At 74.3% G+C, this 20,595-nt stretch carries 17 protein-coding genes; 6 read left to right on the forward strand and 11 right to left on the reverse strand.

Annotated features, from left to right (window positions below; genetic code table 11):
* Positions 1-8: 8 nt before the first annotated feature.
* Both O7611_RS21930 and O7611_RS21935 read right to left on the reverse strand, forming a co-directional pair.
* Positions 9-1,040: a questin oxidase family protein gene (locus O7611_RS21930; protein WP_194803416.1), complete on the reverse strand. Its 1,032-nt coding sequence runs from the start codon at positions 1,038-1,040 to the stop codon at positions 9-11.
* 29 nt (positions 1,041-1,069) lie between these two features.
* Positions 1,070-1,717: an MOSC domain-containing protein gene (locus O7611_RS21935; RefSeq protein WP_194803415.1), complete on the reverse strand. Its 648-nt coding sequence runs from the start codon at positions 1,715-1,717 to the stop codon at positions 1,070-1,072.
* Between the two features lie 129 nt (positions 1,718-1,846).
* Between O7611_RS21935 and O7611_RS21940 the strand changes: the two genes are divergently transcribed.
* Both O7611_RS21940 and O7611_RS21945 read left to right on the forward strand, forming a co-directional pair.
* A complete protein-coding gene (locus O7611_RS21940) occupies positions 1,847-4,762 on the forward strand; it encodes an Hsp70 family protein (protein ID WP_194803414.1) in 2,916 nt (971 codons plus the stop codon).
* Positions 4,763-4,839: 77 nt separating this feature from the next.
* The gene (locus O7611_RS21945) at positions 4,840-6,963 is read left to right on the forward strand and encodes a M14 family zinc carboxypeptidase (RefSeq protein ID WP_194803413.1); all 2,124 of its coding nucleotides are present in this window, start codon (positions 4,840-4,842) and stop codon (positions 6,961-6,963) included.
* A 76-nt stretch (positions 6,964-7,039) separates the two neighbouring features.
* On the opposite strand, the gene O7611_RS21950 is transcribed toward O7611_RS21945, so the two are convergent.
* The gene (locus O7611_RS21950; protein WP_269697498.1) at positions 7,040-8,920 is read right to left on the reverse strand and encodes a propionyl-CoA synthetase; all 1,881 of its coding nucleotides are present in this window, start codon (positions 8,918-8,920) and stop codon (positions 7,040-7,042) included.
* A gap of 185 nt (positions 8,921-9,105) precedes the next feature.
* On the opposite strand from O7611_RS21950, the gene O7611_RS21955 reads away from it, so the two are divergent.
* On the forward strand, positions 9,106-9,711 hold the full coding sequence (locus O7611_RS21955; RefSeq protein ID WP_269697499.1) for a hypothetical protein: 606 nt from the start codon (positions 9,106-9,108) through the stop codon (positions 9,709-9,711).
* Between the two features lie 55 nt (positions 9,712-9,766).
* Here O7611_RS21955 and O7611_RS21960 read toward each other — a convergent pair whose 3' ends face one another.
* Positions 9,767-10,306 carry a hypothetical protein gene (locus tag O7611_RS21960; RefSeq protein WP_194803411.1) on the reverse strand — a complete coding sequence of 180 codons (540 nt, stop codon included), beginning with the start codon at positions 10,304-10,306 and terminating at the stop codon, positions 9,767-9,769.
* Between the two features lie 99 nt (positions 10,307-10,405).
* Here O7611_RS21960 and O7611_RS21965 point away from each other — a divergent pair, with 99 nt between their 5' ends.
* Both O7611_RS21965 and O7611_RS21970 read left to right on the forward strand, forming a co-directional pair.
* Positions 10,406-11,626 carry a GNAT family N-acetyltransferase gene (locus O7611_RS21965; protein WP_269697500.1) on the forward strand — a complete coding sequence of 407 codons (1,221 nt, stop codon included), beginning with the start codon at positions 10,406-10,408 and terminating at the stop codon, positions 11,624-11,626.
* 381 nt (positions 11,627-12,007) lie between these two features.
* Positions 12,008-12,409, forward strand: coding sequence for a hypothetical protein (locus O7611_RS21970; protein WP_194803409.1), 402 nt, complete (start codon positions 12,008-12,010; stop codon positions 12,407-12,409).
* Positions 12,410-12,425: 16 nt separating this feature from the next.
* On the opposite strand, the gene O7611_RS21975 is transcribed toward O7611_RS21970, so the two are convergent.
* The 4 genes from O7611_RS21975 to O7611_RS21990 all read right to left on the reverse strand — a co-directional run bounded on the left by O7611_RS21975 (position 12,426) and on the right by O7611_RS21990 (position 15,362).
* On the reverse strand, positions 12,426-12,896 hold the full coding sequence (locus tag O7611_RS21975) for a ribose-5-phosphate isomerase (RefSeq protein ID WP_013288048.1): 471 nt from the start codon (positions 12,894-12,896) through the stop codon (positions 12,426-12,428).
* A 72-nt stretch (positions 12,897-12,968) separates the two neighbouring features.
* Positions 12,969-14,168: a DUF1015 family protein gene (locus O7611_RS21980; RefSeq protein WP_194803408.1), complete on the reverse strand. Its 1,200-nt coding sequence runs from the start codon at positions 14,166-14,168 to the stop codon at positions 12,969-12,971.
* 78 nt (positions 14,169-14,246) lie between these two features.
* A complete protein-coding gene (locus O7611_RS21985) occupies positions 14,247-14,591 on the reverse strand; it encodes a hypothetical protein (RefSeq protein ID WP_194803407.1) in 345 nt (114 codons plus the stop codon).
* A 147-nt stretch (positions 14,592-14,738) separates the two neighbouring features.
* Positions 14,739-15,362 (reverse strand): mycothiol-dependent nitroreductase Rv2466c family protein, encoded by a 624-nt coding sequence (locus tag O7611_RS21990; RefSeq protein ID WP_135241648.1) that lies wholly within the window; start codon positions 15,360-15,362, stop codon positions 14,739-14,741.
* Positions 15,363-15,589: 227 nt separating this feature from the next.
* Here O7611_RS21990 and pepN point away from each other — a divergent pair, with 227 nt between their 5' ends.
* Positions 15,590-18,136, forward strand: coding sequence for an aminopeptidase N (gene pepN / locus O7611_RS21995; protein WP_194803406.1), 2,547 nt, complete (start codon positions 15,590-15,592; stop codon positions 18,134-18,136).
* A gap of 139 nt (positions 18,137-18,275) precedes the next feature.
* On the opposite strand, the gene O7611_RS22000 is transcribed toward pepN, so the two are convergent.
* Genes O7611_RS22000 through O7611_RS22010 form a run of 3 tightly spaced genes read right to left on the reverse strand, consistent with a single transcriptional unit; the run spans position 18,276 to position 20,503 of the window.
* Positions 18,276-18,689: a DUF5130 family protein gene (locus tag O7611_RS22000; RefSeq protein ID WP_091423148.1), complete on the reverse strand. Its 414-nt coding sequence runs from the start codon at positions 18,687-18,689 to the stop codon at positions 18,276-18,278.
* The gene (gene ctaJ, locus O7611_RS22005; protein ID WP_013475475.1) at positions 18,676-18,978 is read right to left on the reverse strand and encodes an aa3-type cytochrome oxidase subunit CtaJ; all 303 of its coding nucleotides are present in this window, start codon (positions 18,976-18,978) and stop codon (positions 18,676-18,678) included. The genes O7611_RS22000 and ctaJ overlap by 14 nt, the downstream gene beginning before the upstream one ends.
* Before the next feature lie 52 nt (positions 18,979-19,030).
* Positions 19,031-20,503, reverse strand: a complete 1,473-nt coding sequence (locus O7611_RS22010) for an amidase (RefSeq protein WP_194803405.1) — start codon at positions 20,501-20,503, stop codon at positions 19,031-19,033.
* Between the last annotated feature and the right edge of the window lie 92 nt (positions 20,504-20,595).

The raw sequence follows: 20,595 nt of genomic DNA on the forward strand, positions 1-20,595 counted from the left end.
CGAGGCCGTCAGTCGGCGGCGATCTGCTCGACGGATCGGGCGGCCACGGCGCGCAGGGCCGGGTCGCCGCTGCGGGCGTACGCGTCGCTCAGGGTGTCGATGAATTTGATCGCGTGCGCGTCCCCGGTGTCCAGCGCCCGCGCCATGACGTCGTCGAGTTCCGGCCCGGCGGCCGTCGGAAGGGCACGGGCCCCGGCCGGGGCGTAGGCGGCGGTGACGGCGGCGGTCGCCGCCCAGGCGGCGGCCAGGCTCGGCTGCCAGAGCACAGGCGGCAGGGCCGGCAGCGTACGCAGGACGGCATTCGGCGCGGTCGCCGCGTGCACGAGCATGACCGGGGCGGCGTACCCGTGCGTGCCGTGCCGCGCCACAGCGGCGTCGACGACGGCGGCGAGGCGGGCCGGCACCTCGGCGGCGGCGTCGCCGGGCACTGCGGCCGCGGCGGCCGGCCACCGGTCCAGGTCGGCGAGCTGCGCCAGGCGGGACCGGATGCCGAACCGCTGATCGGGTACGCGGGGCACGGCGTCGAGCGCGGACCGGGCGTCGGTTGCTGGGTACGCCCCGGTGCCGGGCGGGGCGAGCGGCTGCCAGCGGGCGGCCCAGTAGGCGAGCCCCTGGCCGAGTTCGGTCACCCGCGGTGCGGTCTCGGCGTCGAGCAGCGCGCGCACGGCGTGCCCGACCCGGATGACACCGTGCGTGGCCCCGGCGGCGATGCCCGGCAGCAGGCGCGGCCACCAGCGGGTCAGCACGTCGCGCCACGGCTCGCCGGCCAGCTCGCGGTCGAAGAGGTCGAGCCAGTCGCCGGTACGCACCGGGTCGCCCAGCGGGTCACGCCACTCGTCGACGGCGATACGCCGGATGCCGCGCGGGCGTTCCTCCAGCCGGCCGGCGTACGCGTCGATCCAGCGGTGCACCGCTCGCCCGTGGCCGTGGCGCGTCAGGGCCTCCGCCGCCATCGGTACGTGGTTGGACAGCCACCCGTTGCGCTCGGGACCGGTGTCGCGTACGCGCTCGTACGCCTCGTCGAGTACGGAGTTCAGCACACCGGGAAGCGTCCGACCTGAAGTGTGGTTCAGGTCAAGCGGCGGCGGATCCGCGCCATGTCCTCCTCCGGGAGCGCGTCGGCGACCAGCAGCCGGGGCAGCAGGTCCGTCTCCAGCGTGATGGCCCGGAACACCAGCGCCACCGTCACGTCGTGGTCGGGCCGGTGCACGACCTCGACCGGGTCTCCGGCGCCGACGCTGCCCGGTGTGACCACCCGCAGGTACGCCCCGGGTCGTACCTCCTCGGTGAACCGCTTGATCCAGCCGCGTTCGCCCAGCCACCCCTGGAACGTGCCGCAGGGGATGCGCGGGCAGGAGACCTCCAGCACCAGGTCCGGACCGATCCGCCACCGCTCGCCGATCAGCGCGCCGTTGACGTCCAGCCCGCTGGTGGTCAGGTTCTCGCCGAAGCTGCCGTCGGCGAGCGGGCGGCCCAGCTCGGCCTCCCAGTGGTCGAGGTCCTCCCGCGCGTACGCGTAGACCGCCTGGTCGGTGCCGCCGTGGTGGGCCACGTCGTAGACCCGGTCGCCGGCGAGCCCGACGTCGCCGTTGCCCTTGGGGCCGGGCGCGGTGACGGCGACCCGGCCGTCCACGGGCCGCTTGTCGATGCCGGTGGCCCCGATGCCCTTCCACGGGTTCGGTTGCGGTCGGCCCACGTTGACGGAGATCACCCTCATGACGGCGACGGTATGCGGCGCAGGGCCGGACGGGCCAGTCCATTCCCCGGGCCGGGGGAACGGCGAGGCGGCGCGGCCTGCGTACGATGCGGGCCGGACATCCTCGTCGGGTGGTGGAGGTAGCCGCGGATGGCAGGCCAGCAGGACGGTTTCGCCCTCGGCGTGGACCTCGGCACCTCGAACACGGTGGCGGTGCTGCGCTGGCCGGACGGGCGGACCCGGCCGGTGCTCGTCGACGGCCATCCGATCCTGCCGTCCGGCGTCTACGCCGACGCGGACGGTCACCTGCACGTCGGGCGGGACGCGCAGCGCCTCGCCCAGGCCGACCCGGCCGGCTACGAGCCGAACCCGAAGCGCCGGGTCGACGAGGAGACGGTGGAGCTGGGCGGGCGCGCGTACCGGCCGGCGGAGCTGCTGGCCGCGACGCTGCGCGCGGTCGCGGACGCGGCGGTGGCGGCGGTCGGGCTGCTGCCCCCGGCGGTGGTCACCCACCCGGCGGCCTGGACGCCGGCCCGCCGTCAGGTGCTGCACGACGCGCTGGAACTCGCCGGCTGGCCGGCCGCGGCCGAGCACACGCTGGCCGGGCCGATCGCGCCCGGCACCCGCCTGCTGCGGGAGCCGGTGGCCGCGGCCCGCTACTTCACGCAGGTGCTGCGCCGGCCGGTGCCGGTGGGCGGTGCGGTGGCGGTGTTCGACTTCGGCGGCGGCACGCTCGACGTGGCGGTGCTGCGCAACGAGGGCGCCGACCCGTGGGGCGACTCCGGTTTCCAGCTGGTCGCCACCGGCGGGATCCCCGACCTCGGCGGCCTCGACCTGGACGCGGCCCTGCTCGGACGGCTCGGCGAGCTGGTCGGCCCGGCCCACCCGCGCGAGTGGGCCCGGCTGACCGACCCGACGACCACCGCCGAGCGGCGGGACCGCCAGCAGTTGTGGGACAACGTGCGCGGCGCGAAGGAGATGCTGTCCCGGGCGATGGTCGCGCCGGTGGCCGTACCGGGGGTGGAGGCGGCGGTGCCGCTGTCCCGGGAGGACTTCGAACGCCTGGCCGCGCCGCTGCTGGCCCGGGCGGTGACGGAGACCCGCGAGGTGACCGCCGCCGCCGGGCTGCGCCCGGAGCAGCTCTCCGGTCTGTTCCTGGTCGGCGGGTCGACCCGGGTGCCGCTGGTGGCCCGGCTGCTGCACGCCGAGCTGGGCATCGCGCCGACGGTGCTGGAGCAGCCGGAGATGCCGGTCGCCGAGGGCGCGCTCACCGACCTGCCGCTGCCCCGGCGCTCCGGCCGTCCGGCCGTGCCGGTCCAGGCCGCGCCGGCACCACCCACGCCGACGCAACCCGAATCGACACGGCCCGCGCCGGCCGCGGGCGAGACCGCCGCCACGGTCCCGGCCGGTGGGACCAGGACGAACCCGACCGCGCCGCTCGGCGGTCCGGACGCGGCGTCCGCCGGACCGCACGGCACGCTGGTCGCCGACGGCCCCGCCCCGCAGACCGCCGCCACGAGGTACGACGGCACGCCCGGCCCGGTTCCGCCACAGCCCACGAGGTACGACCACATGCCGGCCACCCACGGGCCGGTTCCGCCTCACCCCGCCGGCTACGGCGTACCCGGACCGTCCGCTCCCCCGCCCGGCGGCTGGCAGCCCGGCGTACCCGGGACGCCTTTCTCCCCCGCTCCGGGCGGTGTCCGGCCCGGCGGCGGCCGGCCCCGGCGCGGCCGGTGGATCGCGCTCGGCGCGGGTCTCGTGGTCGTCGCCGTGGCGGCGTCGGTGCTGCTCTGGGTGTTCCGGGACCGGCATCCGGCGCTGGACTTCCACACCGCGGAGCTGGTGAAGACGGTGGCCGCCGGTGACACGCGGCCGGACCAGATGTTCACCGCGACGCTCGGGGAACGTGCCTACCTGGCCCGTTCGCTGCCCGACGGGCACCTCCACGTGACAGCCGTCGAGGCGGCCACCGGCAGGACGGTCTGGGAGAAGCGGACCGACGCGACGACGCAGCGGTGGGCGGGGATCCGGGCGCTGCCCGACGGGCTGCTCGTCCTCGGCGACGCCACCGGAAGCGACACCCCCCGCGTGCTCGCGGTGCTCGACGAGGACTCCGGGGACCAGCGCTGGCGGACCGACGTCGGCCGCGACGACACCCTGTACCTCGGGCCGGACACGATCGTCCGGCTGGACCGCACCGGCGAACGCCTGGTCGGGCTGCGGCTGAGCGACGGCGGGCAGCGGTGGGAACGGCCCAACCCGCGCACCGAGTACGGCGACGCGCGCACGAAGGTGGTCCCGGTCGGCACCGGCGCGGCACTGGACGGGCCCGGCAACGCCGAGGGCTCGCCGCTCGCCCCGTGGGCGGGGCAGGCGGACCGGCTCGTCCAGGTCGGCGCGGACCGGTCGGTCCGGGTGCTGGACATGCGCAGCGGCAAGGTCCTCAAGGACCGGGGCAACGTCGCCGGGCTCGACGATCCGGTGGCCGCCCGCGACGACCGGCTGTACGTGGCGGAGAACGAGCGCGGCCTGCGGCTGCTCGCCTACGACCTGGGCGGTCTCGGCACGCCCAGCATGCTGTACGAGGCGCCGGAGCAGGGCGGCCGGGTGAAGGATCTCGTCACCTGCGGAGAACGTCGCGTGTGTCTGCTGGAGACGCCGGGCAGTGGCGCCGACGACACCCGGGTGGTGGCGGCGACCGAGGGCGAGGGCACCCGGCAGTGGCCGGCGCCACGCGCCGAGTCGCTGGTGCCGGTCGGTGAGCACGTGCTGGCCGGGCAGGACTCGCCGGACGCGGTGACGCTGTTCGCGCCGGACGGCACGCCGGTGCTGCGCGACCGGGACGGCGTCGCGGTCCGGCTCGACGCCGGCAACCTGCTGATCTTCTCCGAGGCGCCCAGCGCGTACGAGGACGACCGCGTCCTCGCCGGGACGGCGGTGGACGGCAAGCCGGTCGAGATGGGGCAGCTCAAGCAGATCCGCAGCGAGTCCTGCTCGTGGAACACGGAGATGCTGGTGTGCGGCGCGGAGAAGGAGTTCCGGTTGTACCGGTTCGCCGGCTGACCGGAACTGAGCTTGACAGTGATCGATGTCTCGGCTGGTGTGAACGGCAGAGAGATCGACGTTCGTCAGGAGGCCCCGTGTTCGTCCGACGACGGTGGACCGCACTCGCCACCACCAGCATCCTGATCGCCGCGGCGCTGGCCCATCCCGGGCCGGGCGCCGCCGCACCATCCGCCCCCACGATCACGCTCGCCCCCGCCGAGACCGCGCTGGTCCGCGTCCGACTGGCCGACCGGGCGCAGCTCGACCGCCTGGTCGCAGGCGGTGCCGACCTGGCCAACCGCCCCCGATCCCGCGACGGCGAGTGGATCGCCGACCTGGTCCTCACCGGACGGCAGCTCACCGACCTCACCCGGCAGGGGGCCACCGCAGTGCAGGTGGTGCAGCGCGCCGGCGACGGGGACCGGCACCTGGCCGAGAGCCGCCGCGCCGCACAGGAGCGCACCCGCGCCGGGCTGCGCGCGAGCGGCGCTGCCACCGCTGTCGACACGCTCCAGTTCCTCCAGGCGTACTGGTGGACCACCAGCGGCCGGACGTTCCTCCAGGCCCAGGTCGCCACCACCGCCACCGACGACCCGGACGTGGAGATCACCGTCACCTGGCGGACCGCCGACGGCGCCACCGGCTCTTTCCCGCTGTACCGCTTCGAGGACTCGGGCGAGTACCAGTACCACTACGCTCTGCCGCAGCCGGTGCCGAGCCGGCCGGTGCAGCTCACCGCCACCTCCACGCTGGGCGGCACGAGCCGGCCGGTGACGCCGTCGCTGTGGCCGAACGCGACCCCGCCGCCGCAGCCGGCCGGCTACCAGAAGGACTTCATCGACGCGTACCTGACGCCGGTGGACATCAAGGCGCGCATCGCCCGGCTCGGCCGCCAGTACCGCGACCTGGTCGACGTGATCGACCTGCCGAACAAGACCCAGGGCTACCGGCGGAACGCCGCCGCCTACCTGGGCGACCCGGCGGCCGCCGCCGTGGTGGTGGAGTCGGTCCGCTTCGGTGACCAGGGCATGAACGGCGTGCAGGTACGCACCGTCGACCCGGGCCGGCCGAACCGGCCGCTGAGCATGCGCTACCGGGACCGGGTGCTCACCGTCTCGCTGGCCACCGACCGCGCGGGCAAGGTCACGAGCACCACCGACGACGTCGCCGCCCTGATCAACGCGCCGCGCGGCGCCCGCTTCCGGGCCACCGTGGAGGACGGCTCCGCCGGGCTGCCGATGCCGGTGGCCGGACCGGTACGCCTCGACGACGGGTTGCAGGGCACCGAGGTGCCGGCCCGGCCGTGGACGGTGCAGGCGCTGCGCATCGGCAAGCACCGCGACGGCTCCCGGATCGGTGTGCTGGCGTACTCGCAGGAGCACGCCCGCGAGTGGGCCACCCCGCTCGTCACGCTGGAGTTCGCCGAGCGGCTGCTGGCGAACGCGCGTACCGACGCGGCGACCCGCAGGCTGCTGGAGCAGGTGGACGTGTTCGTCATCCCGACGGTGAACCCGGACGGCGCGAACTACTCCTTCAACGACTACAACTTCCAGCGCAAGAACCTGGTCAACCACTGCACCGGCGCATCCCGCGACCCGAAGTACCGCACCATGTGGGGCGTCGACGTCAACCGCAACTACACCGTCGGCTCCCTGTTCGACGGGTACGTGGGCGCGAGCGCGAACTGCCTGTCCGGCAACTACGCGGGCACGGCGGAGCTGTCCGAGCCGGAGAGCCGCAACGTGATCGACCTGGCCAAGGCCCACCCGAACATCAAGTTCGCGATGAACGTGCACTCGTACGGCGGCTACTTCATGTGGCCGCCCGGGGCGTACAAGGCCGACGGGCGGGTGACGCTGCCGCGCCCGTCGATCGACGAGTCGACGCTGTTCCTGGGCAGCGCGCGGCGCATCGTCGGCGCGATCGCGGCCGAGCGCGGCACCGTCACCTGGCCGTCGCAGACCGGCCCGGTCGCCGACGTGCTGTACTCGGCGGCCGGCAACTCGGCCGACCAGCTCTACTACGAGCTGGGCATCTTCGCCTGGGACTTCGAGGTCGGGAACGACAGGTGGAACGAGGCCACCGGCCAGTGGGAGGGCGTCGGCTTCCAGCCGCCGTTCGACGAGGCGCACGCCGAGGCGCAGGAGTACGCCGGCGGCCTGGTGGAACTGGTCCGCGTCGCCCGCGACTACGCCGCCGACAACCCGGTCCGGCGCTGACCGCAGGCGGTCCCCGGCCGGACTCCACCGGCCGGGGACCGCGTCAGTGCGTCCGGGGCGGGTCCGCCCGGCCGGCTCAGTCGGTGGTACCGAGGTCGCGGAAGACGGTGAGCGCGCCCGGGTCGTCGATGGTCGCCGGGACCGGCTCGTCGCGCCCCTCCACCAGGCCCCGCATGGTGCGCCGCAGGATCTTCCCGGAGCGCGTCTTGGGCAGCGCCGGCACCACAGTCACCCGGCGGAACGCCGCCACCGGGCCGATCCGCTGCCGGACCAGCGCGACCAGCTCGGCGGCGAGCGCGTCCGGGTCCACGTCGGCGCCGGCCTTGAGCACCACGTACCCGCTGGGCACCTGCCCCTTGAGCGCGTCGGCCACGCCGATCACGGCGCACTCGGCCACCGCCGGGTGCGTCGCCAGGACCTCCTCCATCGCGCCGGTGGACAGGCGGTGCCCGGCCACGTTTATGACGTCGTCGGTGCGGCCCATCACGTACAGGTAGCCGTCCTCGTCGAACCTGCCGCCGTCGCCGGTCAGGTAGTGACCCGGGAACGTGGACAGGTAGGAGCGGACGAACCGCTCGTCGTCGCCCCAGAGCGTGGGCAGGCAGCCGGGCGGCAGCGGCAGCCGGATCACGATCGAGCCGTCCGTGCCGGGCGGCACGTCCCGGCCCGCGCCGTCGACCACGCGCACGTCGTAGCCGGGCACCGGCACCGACGGCGACCCCGGCTTGATCGGCAGCGGCTCCAGGCCGCGCGGGTTGGCCGCCACCGGCCAGCCGGTCTCCGTCTGCCACCAGTTGTCGACCACCGGTACGCCGAGCCGCTCCCCCGCCCAGGCCCAGGTGTCCGGGTCCAGGCGCTCACCGGCGAGGAAGAGGGTACGCAGCGCACTCAGGTCGTACTGCTCGATGTGGCTGCCGTCCGGGTCCTGCCGGCGGATCGCCCGGATCGCGGTGGGCGCGGTGAACAGGGCCGCCACCCGGTGCTCGGCGGCGACCCGCCAGAACGCGCCGGGGTCGGGGGTGCCGACCGGCTTGCCCTCGTAGAGCACCGTCGTCGCGCCGGTGAGCAGCGGCGCGTACACGATGTAGGAGTGGCCGACCACCCAGCCCACGTCGGAGGCGGCCCAGAAGACCTCGCCCGGCTCGATGCCGTAGACGTTGCGCATCGACCAGCGCAACGCCACCGCGTGCCCGCCGTTGTCCCGCACCACGCCCTTGGGCCGGCCGGTGGTGCCGGAGGTGTAGAGGACGTAGAGCGGGTCGGTGGCGGCCACCGGCTCGCACGGCGCCGGTTCCGCGTCCGCCATCACCTCGGCCCAGGTCAGGTCGCGGCCCGGCACCAGCGGGGCCGGTTCCTGCGGGCGCTGCACCACCACGCAGCGCTCCGGCACGTGCGCGGCCTCGTCCAGCGCGGCGGCCAGGATCGGGTGGTACGGCACCACCCGGTCGGCCTCGATGCCGCAGGAGGTGGCCACCACCACCTTCGGCCGCGCGTCGTCGATCCGGACGGCCAGCTCGTGCGCGGCGAAGCCGCCGAAGACCACCGAGTGCACCGCGCCGATCCGGGCGCAGGCCAGCATGGCGATCACCGCCTCCGGGACCATCGCCAGGTAGAGCAGTACCCGGTCGCCCCGGCCGACGCCGAGCCGGCGCAGCGCACCGGCGAACCGGGCCGTCTCGTCGAGCAGCTCGGCGTAGGTGAGCGTCCGGACCGTGCCGGTCACCGGGCTGTCGTGGATCAGCGCGGGCTGGTCACCACGGCCGGCGGCGACGTGCCGGTCCAGCGCGTTGTGGCAGGTGTTCAGCACCCCGTCGGGGAACCAGCGGTAAAGCGGCGCCGTCTCCTCGTCGAGGATGCGTTCCGGCGGGATGACCCAGTCGATGTCGGCCGCCGCGTCCCGCCAGAAGCCGGCCGGGTCGGCGATGCTCCGCTCGTACGCTGATCGATACGCGCCCATACCGCCATGCTGCGCCCCGGCGCCACGCCGGCACGACGGCCGGACGGGTCCGGTGCGCCGGAAGCACGTCCCGGCTCGCTGAACGGCCGGTCACGGCGGTGGGCGGTGACCGCTCAGCCCAACGGGCGACGGATGAAGCCCGCGGGGCGGGGTAAGGCAACACGGTCCTGGTGGAGAGACGACCGGTGTCGCGGCGTACCGCGGCCGGGCACGCGGGCGGGCGGCGCGAATGCCGCCCGCCCGCGCATCCCGGGGCCGACCCGGGCAAACCGAGTTTGATCGATGACGACCGTCGACTAGCGTGCGCAGGCGTGAAAACCAATCGGATCTTGCCGATCCTCCTGACCTGTGCCGTGCTGGGGCTCACCGCGTGCGGCGACGAGAAGCCCTCGACCACGGCCGGGCCGGCGGCCACCTCGGCCTCCGCCGCCCCCTCCTCGGCTGCCCCCTCGCCGTCGGCGGCCGCGATGAGCGACAAGGAACTCTGCACCGCCGCCGAGAAGATCAACAAGGACATGCGGGCGAAGCTCATGACCGCCGTGCAGTCGGGCGGCGACCTGACGAAGCAGACCGGCGCGATCCTGACCGAACTCGGTGACCGGGTGACAGAGCTCGCCGGGACCGCCGGCGACGGCAAGGCGGCCACCGCCCTGAAGGAGTTCGGCGCGGAGGCCGGCAAGGCGGGCTCGGCCGCCGACCCGGGCACCGCCGCCGACAACCCCGCCATGGAGAAGGCCAGCAAGGACATCAACGCCGCCTGCAAGACGGCCGGCGCGCCGACCACCTTCTGACGCCGGCACCCCGGGTCGTCCCGTCCGGCGCGTACCGGACGGACGACCCGCCGGCTCAGTTGCCGGTCACCCAGTTCCAGGCGGAGACCACCCACTCGGTCTGCTGGAGATACGCCACCCCGACGCCGGCCAGGAACAACGCGGTGACCAGGTGAGCACCCTTGGCGCTGCGGCGCACCCGGCCGAGCTGCCGTTCCAGGATCAGCCGGCCGAGCAGCCGGGCCAGCGCGAACAGGCCGACCGCGGTGAGCAGGCTGAGCACGAACGTGAGCAGCGGAGCGACCAGGTTGCCCCGGCCGGAGATCGCCCAGATTCCCCAGCACACGAACGCGAACAGCGCGCCGGCGGCGCTCAGCTCCCCGCCCTTGCGCGCCTGGGCGAGATGCCAGCTCATCGGCCGGCGCGGCGCCGGCTCGGCCGCCCAGTCGCCGTGCTCGACAGTGGGGAACTGCTCGGTGCGGGGCGTACGCGAGTCGCGCGGCCGGCCGACCGCCGCCACCCCGCGCTGGAACGCGTCCCGCTGCGGGGGCACCACCCCAGGCTGGGGCGGCACCTCCACGGTGCGCTCGGCCCACGGCTGTGTCTGGTCCGCCATCTTCCGTCCTCCCCCTCGACCGATTCCGGCCTCGGTTCCGAGGGTAGCCAGCCCGCAAATAGGGTGCCGACCCCCATCGCGGTGCGATACACACGTGCCGTGGCTGACGTGCTGGTATCCCGGGCCGAGGACTTCGACGACATCGCGGCGCTGCTGGCGCTGGCCTTCCACGGCGATCTCGACCCCGACGTGCAGGCGCTCGAACGCCCGATCTTCGAGCCGGACCGGTCGTTACTGGTCCGCGACGGCGGGACGGTCGTGGCAAACGCCGCCGCGTTCAGCCGCGAGCTCGCGGTACCCGGCGCGAACGTGCCGGCCGCGCACGTGACGATGGTCGCGGTCGCGCCGACGCACCGGCGGCGCGGCCTGCTCACCACGCTGATGCGGCGCCAGCTGCGGGACGTCCGCGACGCCGGCCGGGAACCGATCGCGGTGCTCTGGGCCAGCGAGGGCCGCATCTACCCCCGGTTCGGCTACGGGTCGGCGGCCCCGCGCTACGTCCTGTCCGTGGACACCACCGGCCTGCGGCTGCCCGCCCCGGCGCCCGCCGAGGGCAGGCTGCGTCTGGACCGTCCGGACGCGCACCGGGACGAGCTGGCCCGGCTGTACGAGCGGGTCCGCGCCGAGCGTCCCGGCTGGTCCCGGCGGGACGAGCGCTGGTGGTCGTACGTGCTGGCGGACCTCAAGGCGCACCGGGGTGGCGCCACCGAGCGCCGGGTGCTGCTGCACGAGGGCGCCGACGGCCTCGACGGGTACGCGCTGTACCGGACGAAGGACAGCTCGACGGCCGTCGGGCCGCAGGCCGAGGTGCAGGTCGGCGAGGTGGTGGCGGCGACGCCGGAGGCGTACACGGCGCTGTGGCGGCTGCTGCTCTCGGTCGACCTGACCCGCCGACTGTCGTTCGGCATCGCGGCCCTGGACGAGCCGCTGCTGCGGCTGGTGGACGAGCCCCGCCAGCTCTCCCCGCATCTCGCCGACGCGCTCTGGGTGCGGGTGGTGGACGTGCCGGCCGCGCTGGCCGCCCGGCGCTACGCCACCGACGTGGACGTGGTGATCGAGGTCGCCGACGAGCTGCTGAAGGAGAACACCGGCCGCTGGCGGCTGGTCGGCGGCCCCGACGGGGCGGAGTGCACGCCCACCACCGCACCGGCCGGGCTGGCGTGTGACGTACGTGCCCTCGGTGAGCTGTACCTCGGCGGCGCGAACCCGTACGCGCTGGCCGCCGCCGGCCGCGTGAAGGAGCTGATCCCCGACACGCTGACCGCGCTGACGCCCGCCTTCACCTGGCACCGCGCCCCCTCCCCCATGGAGGTCTTCTGACCGCCCCGCCCGCCCCGCACCCCTCCCCGCCCACCCCCGCCCACCCCAGCCCGGCTGGCCCGGCTGGCCCGCGCGATCATGAAGTTAGCGGCGCGGATCGTCCGATTTGTTCCGGCTAACTTCATGATCGCGCGGGGGCGGGGGCCGGGGGCATGGGGCGCGCACGCCCGTCGCGGGACTCGTCGGCGCGCGCCTCGTCGACCTTGGAGTTGTGGCACCTCACATACCTCGCTGACCGGGCACTCCGGGCGCCACAACTCCAAGATCGACGGAGGCTGGCGGGATCGGGTGTGCCGGGAGCGGGTATGGGACGGCTGGGTCAGCGGGCCGCGCGGGGTGCTAGCGGCGCGCGGGTGGGCTCGGGGACGGTACGGTCGGGGGATGGGTGAGGCGGAGCGACGGCGACGACGGCTGCGGCATCACGGCGAGGCCGCCCCGCCGACGGAGACCGCCGGAACCGGTGCCGACGGCACGGGCACTGGCGGCACCACCGCCAGCACCGCCCCCGTACACGACGACGTGGTGCCCCGGTCCCCGCGCGGCGGCCGGCCGGGCGAGCCGGAGCCCCGCGGACGCCGCGCCGCGCCGCCCGCCGAGGAGGGCGAGCGCGGGCTGCGTGGGCTGGTCGGCTCCGGCTCGTCGCAGGTGAGCGTGACGGCCGCGCTGCGGGCACGCGACGCCGCCCGCCCCACCGAGGACGACCTCGCCGAGGCCGAACAGCGGGTGGTGCTCATCCGTCGCAACTGGGTGCCGCGCGAGGACCTGCCCCGCAACGGGCGCTGAGCCCGGAGGTGTCCGCTCAGGCGGGCAGCTCGGGCAGGCGGCGGCTCTGCTCGTAGGCGGCCACCTGCTCGATGCGCCGGCTGTGCCGGGGGTTGCCGGAGAACGGCGTGGTCAGGAACGCCTCGACCAGCGCTGTCGCCTCGTCCAGCGTGTGCTGCCGGGCGCCGATCGCCACGACGTTCGCGTCGTTGTGCTCACGGGCCAGCTGGGCGGTGTCCACGTTCCAGGCGAGCGCCGCCCGGACGCCCGCGACCTTGTTCGAGGCGATCTGCTCGCCGTTGCCGGAACCGCCGATCACCACGCCGAGGCTGCCCGGGTCACCGACCACCCGGTCACCGGTGTGCAGGCAGAACGCCGGGTAGTCGTCGTCCGGGTCGAACACGTGCGGTCCCACGTCCACCACCTCGTAGCCCTGCTTGGCCAGGTGGTTGGCGAGGTGCACCTTCAACTCGAAACCGGCGTGGTCGGATCCCAGGTAGACGCGCATACCGCGCAGTCTGACAGGCCCGCCTCCGGGCCGGCGAACCGGCGGCGACCCGGAGGCGGATTCGTCACACGGTCAGTGCGGCAGCTCGGCCACGACCAGGCCGGCCCGCGCCTTCGGGGTGAACCAGGTGCTCTTGCGCGGCATCTTCTCCCGGGCCAGGTTCACCGCGACGAAGTCGTCGACGGTCACCGGCGCGACGAGCACCGCCAGCTCGGCCCGGCCGGCGTCGACCTCACCGACGAGCCAGTTCGCCGGGTAGTCGCCGCCCACGTACGTGATCCGCTTGTCGCCCGGGTCGAGGCCCAGCGCGTCGCGCAGCAGCAGGCGCTCGACGAGCGCGTGGTCGAGGTTCTCCAGCCGACCGGCGCCGACGTGCGGCAGCGTCACCGCGTACCCCCGGCCGCCGAGATAGAGGTGCACGACGCCTCCGGTCGCCGGCACGTCGGCCGGCCCGTTCACCGGGGTGATCTCCGCGCCCGCCGCGCGCAGCCGGTCGAGCAGCTCGTCCGGCGTGGTGGTCAGCTCGCTGACCAGCCGGTTGTAGGGCTGGATGGCGACCGACGCGGGCGTGGTGACCACCGCGAGGAAGCGCGGGAAACCGCCGGTCTGCGCGGCCAGGCTGCGGTGGTTGCCGTCCGCGACCACCAGCTCCCCGCCACCGGCCAGCGCGGTCAGCTCGTCCTGCACCGGGCCCGGACCGAGCAGCCAGATCGCGTGCGTCCGGCCGGACTGGTCGACGTCCGTCGCGGCGGGCGCACCGGCCGCGTCGGTCGCCGCCGCGAGCGCGGCGTGCAGCTCGTCGCCCCTACCGGTCTGGAGCAGGAGTACGGGCGAGAGCAGGTGACCGAGCGCCTCGGCCAGCGCGACGCGCTCGCGCACCTTGGCGATGAACACGTCCTCGTTGCGGATCACCAGTCCCGGCTCGTCGGCGCGGGTGGAGATCTGGTCGGTGTCGACCATGACCCACAGCCCGTACGCGCTCTCCTCGCCCGGCGCGCTGATCCGGTAGAGCACCACCACCTGCTCGGCCGGCGTGTAGCTGCCGTCCGCCTTCGCCTCGGCCAGGCGCGCCACCGCGTCCGGCAGCGCGTCGAGGAAGGACTTCCCGAGACTGCCGGGCGCCCGGTGGGGCATCTCGATGCCCAGGGCGCTGTGCGGATTCGCTTCGACGATGGAGGTGATCTCCGCGTCGTCGGCGAACTCGTCGTAGTTCTGCGCGCCGGTGCCGCCAGTGGTGATCCAGGCCCGGGTGATCGGGTGCACGACCGTCATGTCCGCTGACGCTACCCGGGCCCCGATCACCCCCGCCGCCGGACTCACCCCCTTACCACCAGGTGAAAGGAAGGCAGCTCAGGCGGTGGGGTTGCGGTGCCGGCCCGGGGCGGGGCGGCGCACCGGCGGGGCCGGGCGGGAGCCGGCGTTGAGGCGTACCGTCGTCGCACCCGCGGCGGCCGGGTGGGCGGCGGGGCCGGACCGCGACGGCGCGCGGGCGGGCCGGACGGTCTCGGCCGGCGGTGTCATCCGCGAGGTGGCCACCACCCGGGCCACGCCGACCACGATCGGCGGGGCCAGCAGGTCGGCCACCTCGGCCGGGCCCGCCGGCCAGTCGCTCTCGGTCACCGACCAGTACGTCGCACCGGAGTCCTCGGTCGCCTGCTGCGGCGCGTCGTCGGACATGTGGCGGTGCTTGGCCATGGGAACGCCTCCAGGAGCTGCCGTGTTGCGGCCCCGCGGGCCGTCGGCTGGGACACCCGGTGAAACGAGCCCCGCACCGGCCCGGTGACGGGCGGTGCGGGGCTCGGGGCGCGCTGCCGGTGTTAAGAAGGGGCCCTTCCTTTCACCTCAGTCGAAGATCGGGCCCTGTTCGCGGGTGCGCTTCAGCTCGTAGAACCCGGGGGTGGCGGAGACCAGCAGTACGCCGTCCCAGAGCCGGCCGGCCGCCTCGCCCTTCGGTGCCGGCGTGATCACCGGGCCGAAGAAGGCGACCTGCTTGCCGTCCGGGCCGGGCGCGTGGATCACCGGGGTGCCCACGTCGGTGCCGACCGGCCGCATGCCCGCCTCGTGGCTGGCCCGCAGCGCCTCGTCGTACTGGGTGGATTCGGCCGCGTCGGCGAGCGCCGGGTCCAGCCCGACGTCGGTGAGCGCGCCCGCGAGCATGTCGCGGCCCAGTTCCTCCTTCTTGAGGTGGATCCGGTTGCCCATCGCGGTGTAGAGCTTCGCCAGCGCCTCGGCGCCGTGCGCCTGCTCGACGGCGATGCACACCCGTACCGGGCCCCAGCCCTTGACCATCAGGTCCTGGTACTCCGCCGGCAACTCCCGGCCCTCGTTGAGCACGGACAGGCTCATCACGTGGAACCGGATGTCCACGTCCCGGACCTGCTCGACCTCCAGCAGCCAACGGGAGGTGATCCACGCCCACGGGCACAGCGGGTCGAACCACATGTCCGCGGTGACACGTTCGGTCACTGTGTCTTCCCTTCACGACATCGTCGCGCCGGGGCTCCGGCGCGGTCACCTCCGATCCTCACCCCGTACCGCATCGACAGGTACCGGAATGAGAGCGTGACCTCGACCACCGAGAGCGGTCCGTGCATGGAAGACTCGGTTCTCGACGGGCCGTCACGAGCGGCCGGGCAGTACCGGCGCCGCGGGGCGCGGCGAGACGAGTGGGATGGAGACGAACAGTGCCGGGAGTGCGCAACCTGACCCAGGTCGAGGCTACCGAGCGGGCCCGCCTGCTCGAGGTGACCGGGTACGACATCAGCCTTGACCTGTCGACCGCGGTGCAGCCCACCGGTCGCACGTTCCGCTCGGTGACCGAGGTCCGGTTCCGCTGCGCCGAACCGGGGGCGACGACGTTCATCGAGACAGCCGCGGAATCGGTGCGGTCGGCCACGCTCAACGGCGAGCCGGTGGACCTGTCCGGCTGGTCCGCCGAGAAGGGACTCACGCTCAGCGGCCTGGCCGCCGAGAACGTGCTGGTGGTCGACGCCGACTTCGGCTACTCCAACAGCGGGCAGGGCCTGCACCGCACGGTCGACCCGGTGGACGGCGAGACCTACCTCTACAGCCAGTTCGAGACCGCCGACGCGCAGAAGGTCTACGCCTGCTTCGACCAGCCCGACCTGAAGAGCGTCTACACCTGGCACGCCACCGTCCCGGACCACTGGCGGGTCGTGTCGAACATGCCGGTGGAGCGCGAGGAGGCGGCCGGTGAGGGCCTGAAGACGGTGCACTTCACCGTCTCGGAGCGGATGAGCACCTACATCACCGCGCTCTGCGCGGGGCCGTACCACGAGGTGCGCCACAGCCACGACGGCATCGACATGGGCTACTTCTGCCGGGCCAGCATGGCCCCGCACATGGACGCCGACGACCTGCACCTGATCACCACGCAGGGCTTCGACTTCTTCCAGGAGAAGTTCGGCGTCCGCTACCCGCTGCCCAAGTACGACCAGCTCTGGGTGCCGGACTTCAACGCCGGCGCGATGGAGAACTTCGGCTGCGTCACGCACGCCGAGTCGCACTACATCTTCCGGTCGCAGGTCACCGACTTCGAGTACGAGCAGCGCGCCAACACGATCCTGCACGAGCTGGCGCACATGTGGTTCGGTGACCTGGTCACCATGCGCTGGTGGAACGACCTGTGGCTGAACGAGTCGTTCGCCGAGTGGGCCAGCCACTGGTGCAACACGCACGCCACCCGTTTCACCGACGCGTGGACCACGTTCCTGTCGATCCGCAAGAACTGGGGTTACCGGCAGGACCAGCTCTCCTCCACCCACCCGGTCTACTGCGAGATGCCGGACCTGGAGGCCGTCGAGGTCAACTTCGACGGCATCACGTACGCCAAGGGCGCGAGCGTGCTCAAGCAGCTCGTCGCGTACGTGGGTGAGGAGCCGTTCCTGGCCGGTCTGCGCGCCTACTTCGGCAAGTACGCCTGGGGCAACGCCACGTTCGACGACCTGCTGTCCGAGCTGGAGGCGGCCTCCGGCCGGGAGCTGCGCAAGTTCGCCGCCCAATGGCTGGAGACCGCGCAGGTGAACACGTTGCGCCCGGAGGTGACCATCGGCGCCGACGGCACGTACGAGCGGGTGGTGGTCCGCCAGGAGGCGCCGTCGGGCTACCCGACGCTGCGTACCCACCGCATCGGCGTCGGCCTGTACGACCTGACCGACGGCCGGCTGGTGCGCCGGGAGCTGATCGAGACGGACGTGACCGGCGAGCTGACCGAGCTGTCCGAGCTGCACGGCAAGCGGGCCGCCGACGTGCTGCTGCTCAACGACGAGGACCTGACGTACGCCAAGCTGCGGCTGGACGAGCGGTCGATGGCCACTGTGGTGCAGCACATCGCCGGCTTCGACTCGTCGCTGGCGCGGGCGCTGTGCTGGACCGCCGCGTGGGACATGACCCGTGACGCCGAGCTGTCGGCCCGCGACTACGTGGCGCTGGTGCTGGCCGGGCTGACCGCCGAGACCGACATCAACCTGGTGACGGCGACGCTGCGGCAGGCGACCACGGCCCTCACCTTCTACGCCGACCCGGCGTGGGCGCCGACCGGCTGGGCCGACCTGTCCCGTACCGCCCGGACCGCGCTCGCGGCGGCCGAGCCGGGCAGCGGCTTCCAGCTCGCCTGGGCCCGGGCGTACGCCTCGTCGGCCCGCTCCGGCGAGGACCTGGCGACGCTGCGCGGCTGGCTGGACGGCAACGGGGTGCCGGAGGGCCTGACCGTGGACACCGAGCTGCGCTGGGCGGTGCTCCAGTCGCTCGTCGCCAACGGTGCGGCGAGTGCTGCCGACGTTGACGCGGAGCTGGCCGCCGACCGTACCGCCAGCGGCGAGCGGGAGGCCGCGTACGCGCACGCGCTGGTGCCGACCGCCGAGAACAAGGCGGCGGTGTGGGCGCTGCTCACCGGCCCGGACGCGCTGCCCAACTGGCGCAACCGGGCGCTGCTGCAGGGCTTCACCCACCCGGCGCAGGTCGAGCTGACCGCGCCCTACCGGGAGCGGTACTTCGCCACGGTGGACCAGGTGTGGGCGCAGCGCGACAGCGAGCCGGCGCAGGAGTTCGTGCAGCTCGCCTACCCGGCGTACCTGGTCGAGGAGGACACGGTGGCGGCCACCGACGCGTGGCTGGCCCAGGACGGGCGGCCGGCGTCGCTGCGGCGGCTGGTGGCTGAGGGTCGCGACGGCGTGGTCCGCGCGCTGAAGGCCCGGGAACGGGACGCGCGCAGCGCCTGAGTGAGGCACGCCGGCCGGGGCCGGCGCGGGTGGCAGCCCGCGCCGGCCCCGGCCGCTGTCGTGGGGCCCGCCCCGCTGACACGAGAAAGCCCGGCCCGCGTATACGCGGGCCGGGCTTCGTCGTGTGTACGGGCGGGGATCAGCCCTTGCCGGCGTGGCTGGCGAGCTGGTCGAGGCCCTGGATGATGCCGCCGGCCAGGTCGCCGCCGCCGAAGGAAGCCACCATGGAGAGCGCGGCCAGCTTGGCGTACGTGTCCGGGATGCGCTTGCGCGCGTACTTGCCGGTGACGATCTCCAGCTGCCGCTGGTTGGGCGACACCGCGATCAGCACCGAGCGGTCCGGGTCGGCGAGCTGGCGGTGCAGCCGCTCGGCGTGTTCCCGGATCGGCTCGTCGAGGCCGCCGACGTAGACCGAGAAGACCAGGCCGGTGCCCTGGTCGGCGAGGCGAAGCGCCTCGTCGATGCGGAGCAGCTGACGGGTCGAGAACGGTCCGTCCAGCACGTCGGGCGGGGTGCCCGTCCCCGTCGTGGGCCGCGCTTCACCAACGGTCACTTGCGCCTCCGGTTCCACCGGCCGGCGCCTCCCGGCCGGCCTGTTCCTGCTTGCGGCTGGTCAACGCCGGCGCCTGCGCCCCGGCGGCCAGCGCCGTGCCGGCCGAGTCGGCCAGCTGCTCCGGACGGCCCAGGAACCAGACCGGAGTGAAGTCGAAGGGCCGGCCCGGCCGGTAGCGCTTGGCGCCGCCACCGTTGCCGCGGCTGCCGACGGCCGCCAGGGCGGCGATCAGCAGCACCGCGGCGGCCGGGATGCCGACGAAGACCACCAACGTCTCGGTAACAGACAATCCCAACGCCCCCAGGCGGAAAGAGAGACCAGGAATGGTGCGGGTCGGCCGGTCAGGACCGGTCGCGCCCCACGTCACTTGTGATGTTCACGTTAGCGGAGTCGGCGGCCCGCCAGATTGCGGGGTGCTGATCCCATCCGTCACTCCGGTGCTCCAGTTGCGCGGCAGTGGCGAGCAGTGTCGCGTCGTCGCCGTACCGGCCGGTGAGGAGCACCCCGACCGGAAGCCCGTCGGTGGTCCGTCCGAGAGGTAACGAAACGGACGGATCGCCCGTGACGTTGAAGACCGCGCAGTACGGCGAGAAGCGCCGCTGCCGGTCGAAGTCCGCTGCCGGTTCGAGGGCGGCGAACGCGCCCACCGGCGCCTGCGGGGCCGCGAGCGTAGGGCAGAGCAGCAGGTCACACCCGGCGGTACGGCGTACGCCACGGCGTACCTGCGCCTGGAGCTCGCCGAGCGCGGCCATCAGCCGGGCCGCGCCGAGCGCCTCGCCGCGCTCGCGCAGGTACCGGGTCAGCGGCAGCAGGTCGCCCTCCCGCCCGGCCGGGACGGGGGTGACAGCCAGCGCGTACCAGACGGTCTCGAACAGCGGCCACGCCTCGGGGCCGAGCGGCGCGGGGACGTCGACCACCTCGTGGCCGGCGTCGCTGAGCAGCGCGGCGGCCCGGTCGACGGCGGCCACGCAGTCCGGGTGGACCGGTTCGTCGGCGAGCATCGGCGTGGTGAAGCGGCCGACGCGCAGCCGGCCGGGGCCGGTGACGCGGGCGGCGCGGGTGACGCCGAGGTAGCCGCCGGCGGGCGCGGCCGGCGGCAGGTACGGCTCGCCGGGTACCGGGCGGGCGAGCACGTCGAGCAGCGCGGCCACGTCGGCGACGGTACGGCCGATCGGCCCGTTCACCGGCAGCCCGAAGCCGCCGAAGCCGAGCGGCCCGCCGGAGACCATGCCCCGGCTGGGTTTGTAGCCGACCAGCCCGCAGAGCGCGGCCGGGATGCGCAGCGAGCCGCCACCGTCGGAGCCCTGCGCCACCGGCACCAGCCCGGCGGCGACCGCTGCGGCCGCGCCGCCGCTGGACCCGCCCGCGGTGTACGCGAGGTCCCACGGGTTGCGGGCCGGCGGCGCCACCAGTCCCTCCGAGTAGAGCGAGCAGCCCAGTTCGGAGGTGGTGGTCTTGCCGAGGCTGACCAGGCCGGCGTCGGCCATGAGGCGGACCACGTCGGCGTCGACGGGCGGGACGAAGTCGGCGAAGGCGGCCGAGCCGAATGTGGTGCGGACCCCGGCGGTGAGCGTGAGGTCCTTGATCGCGGTCGGAACGCCGTGCAGCGGGCACCGTTCCTCGGCCGCGAGCGCGTCGGCGGCGCGGGCGGCGGCACGGGCCTGTTCGGCGGTGACGGTGACGAACGCGCCGACGGTCTCGCCGAGTGCCTCGACCCGGCGCAGGTGGTGCTCGACCAGTTCCAGGCTGGACAGCTCGCCCCGGCGGATCGCGGCGGCCTGTTCCAGCGCGGTCAGGTCGTGCGGCTCGGCCATGCCGTCCATCCTGCCGGTACGGCGGCCGGGAGGCCCGGCGACACGTCCGGCCGGTCCTGAACAGCGCCGGGTGCGTCCGTCGACTCTAGGGC

This window comes from Micromonospora sp. WMMC273 (genome assembly GCF_027460285.1).
GTDB classification, from domain to species: Bacteria; Actinomycetota; Actinomycetes; order Mycobacteriales; family Micromonosporaceae; genus Micromonospora; species Micromonospora aurantiaca.

What these genes read in the sequence shown, in the direction of transcription:
- O7611_RS21935 (WP_194803415.1), bottom strand. Translation starts at nt 1,717, where the DNA reads ATGAGGGTGATCTCCGTCAACGTGGGCCGACCGCAACCGAACCCGTGG.
- O7611_RS21940 (WP_194803414.1), top strand. Translation starts at nt 1,847, where the DNA reads ATGGCAGGCCAGCAGGACGGTTTCGCCCTCGGCGTGGACCTCGGCACC.
- O7611_RS21950 (WP_269697498.1), bottom strand. Translation starts at nt 8,920, where the DNA reads ATGGGCGCGTATCGATCAGCGTACGAGCGGAGCATCGCCGACCCGGCC.
- O7611_RS21960 (WP_194803411.1), bottom strand. Translation starts at nt 10,306, where the DNA reads ATGGCGGACCAGACACAGCCGTGGGCCGAGCGCACCGTGGAGGTGCCG.
- O7611_RS21970 (WP_194803409.1), top strand. Translation starts at nt 12,008, where the DNA reads ATGGGTGAGGCGGAGCGACGGCGACGACGGCTGCGGCATCACGGCGAG.
- O7611_RS21975 (WP_013288048.1), bottom strand. Translation starts at nt 12,896, where the DNA reads ATGCGCGTCTACCTGGGATCCGACCACGCCGGTTTCGAGTTGAAGGTG.
- O7611_RS21980 (WP_194803408.1), bottom strand. Translation starts at nt 14,168, where the DNA reads ATGACGGTCGTGCACCCGATCACCCGGGCCTGGATCACCACTGGCGGC.
- O7611_RS21985 (WP_194803407.1), bottom strand. Translation starts at nt 14,591, where the DNA reads ATGGCCAAGCACCGCCACATGTCCGACGACGCGCCGCAGCAGGCGACC.
- O7611_RS22010 (WP_194803405.1), bottom strand. Translation starts at nt 20,503, where the DNA reads ATGGCCGAGCCGCACGACCTGACCGCGCTGGAACAGGCCGCCGCGATC.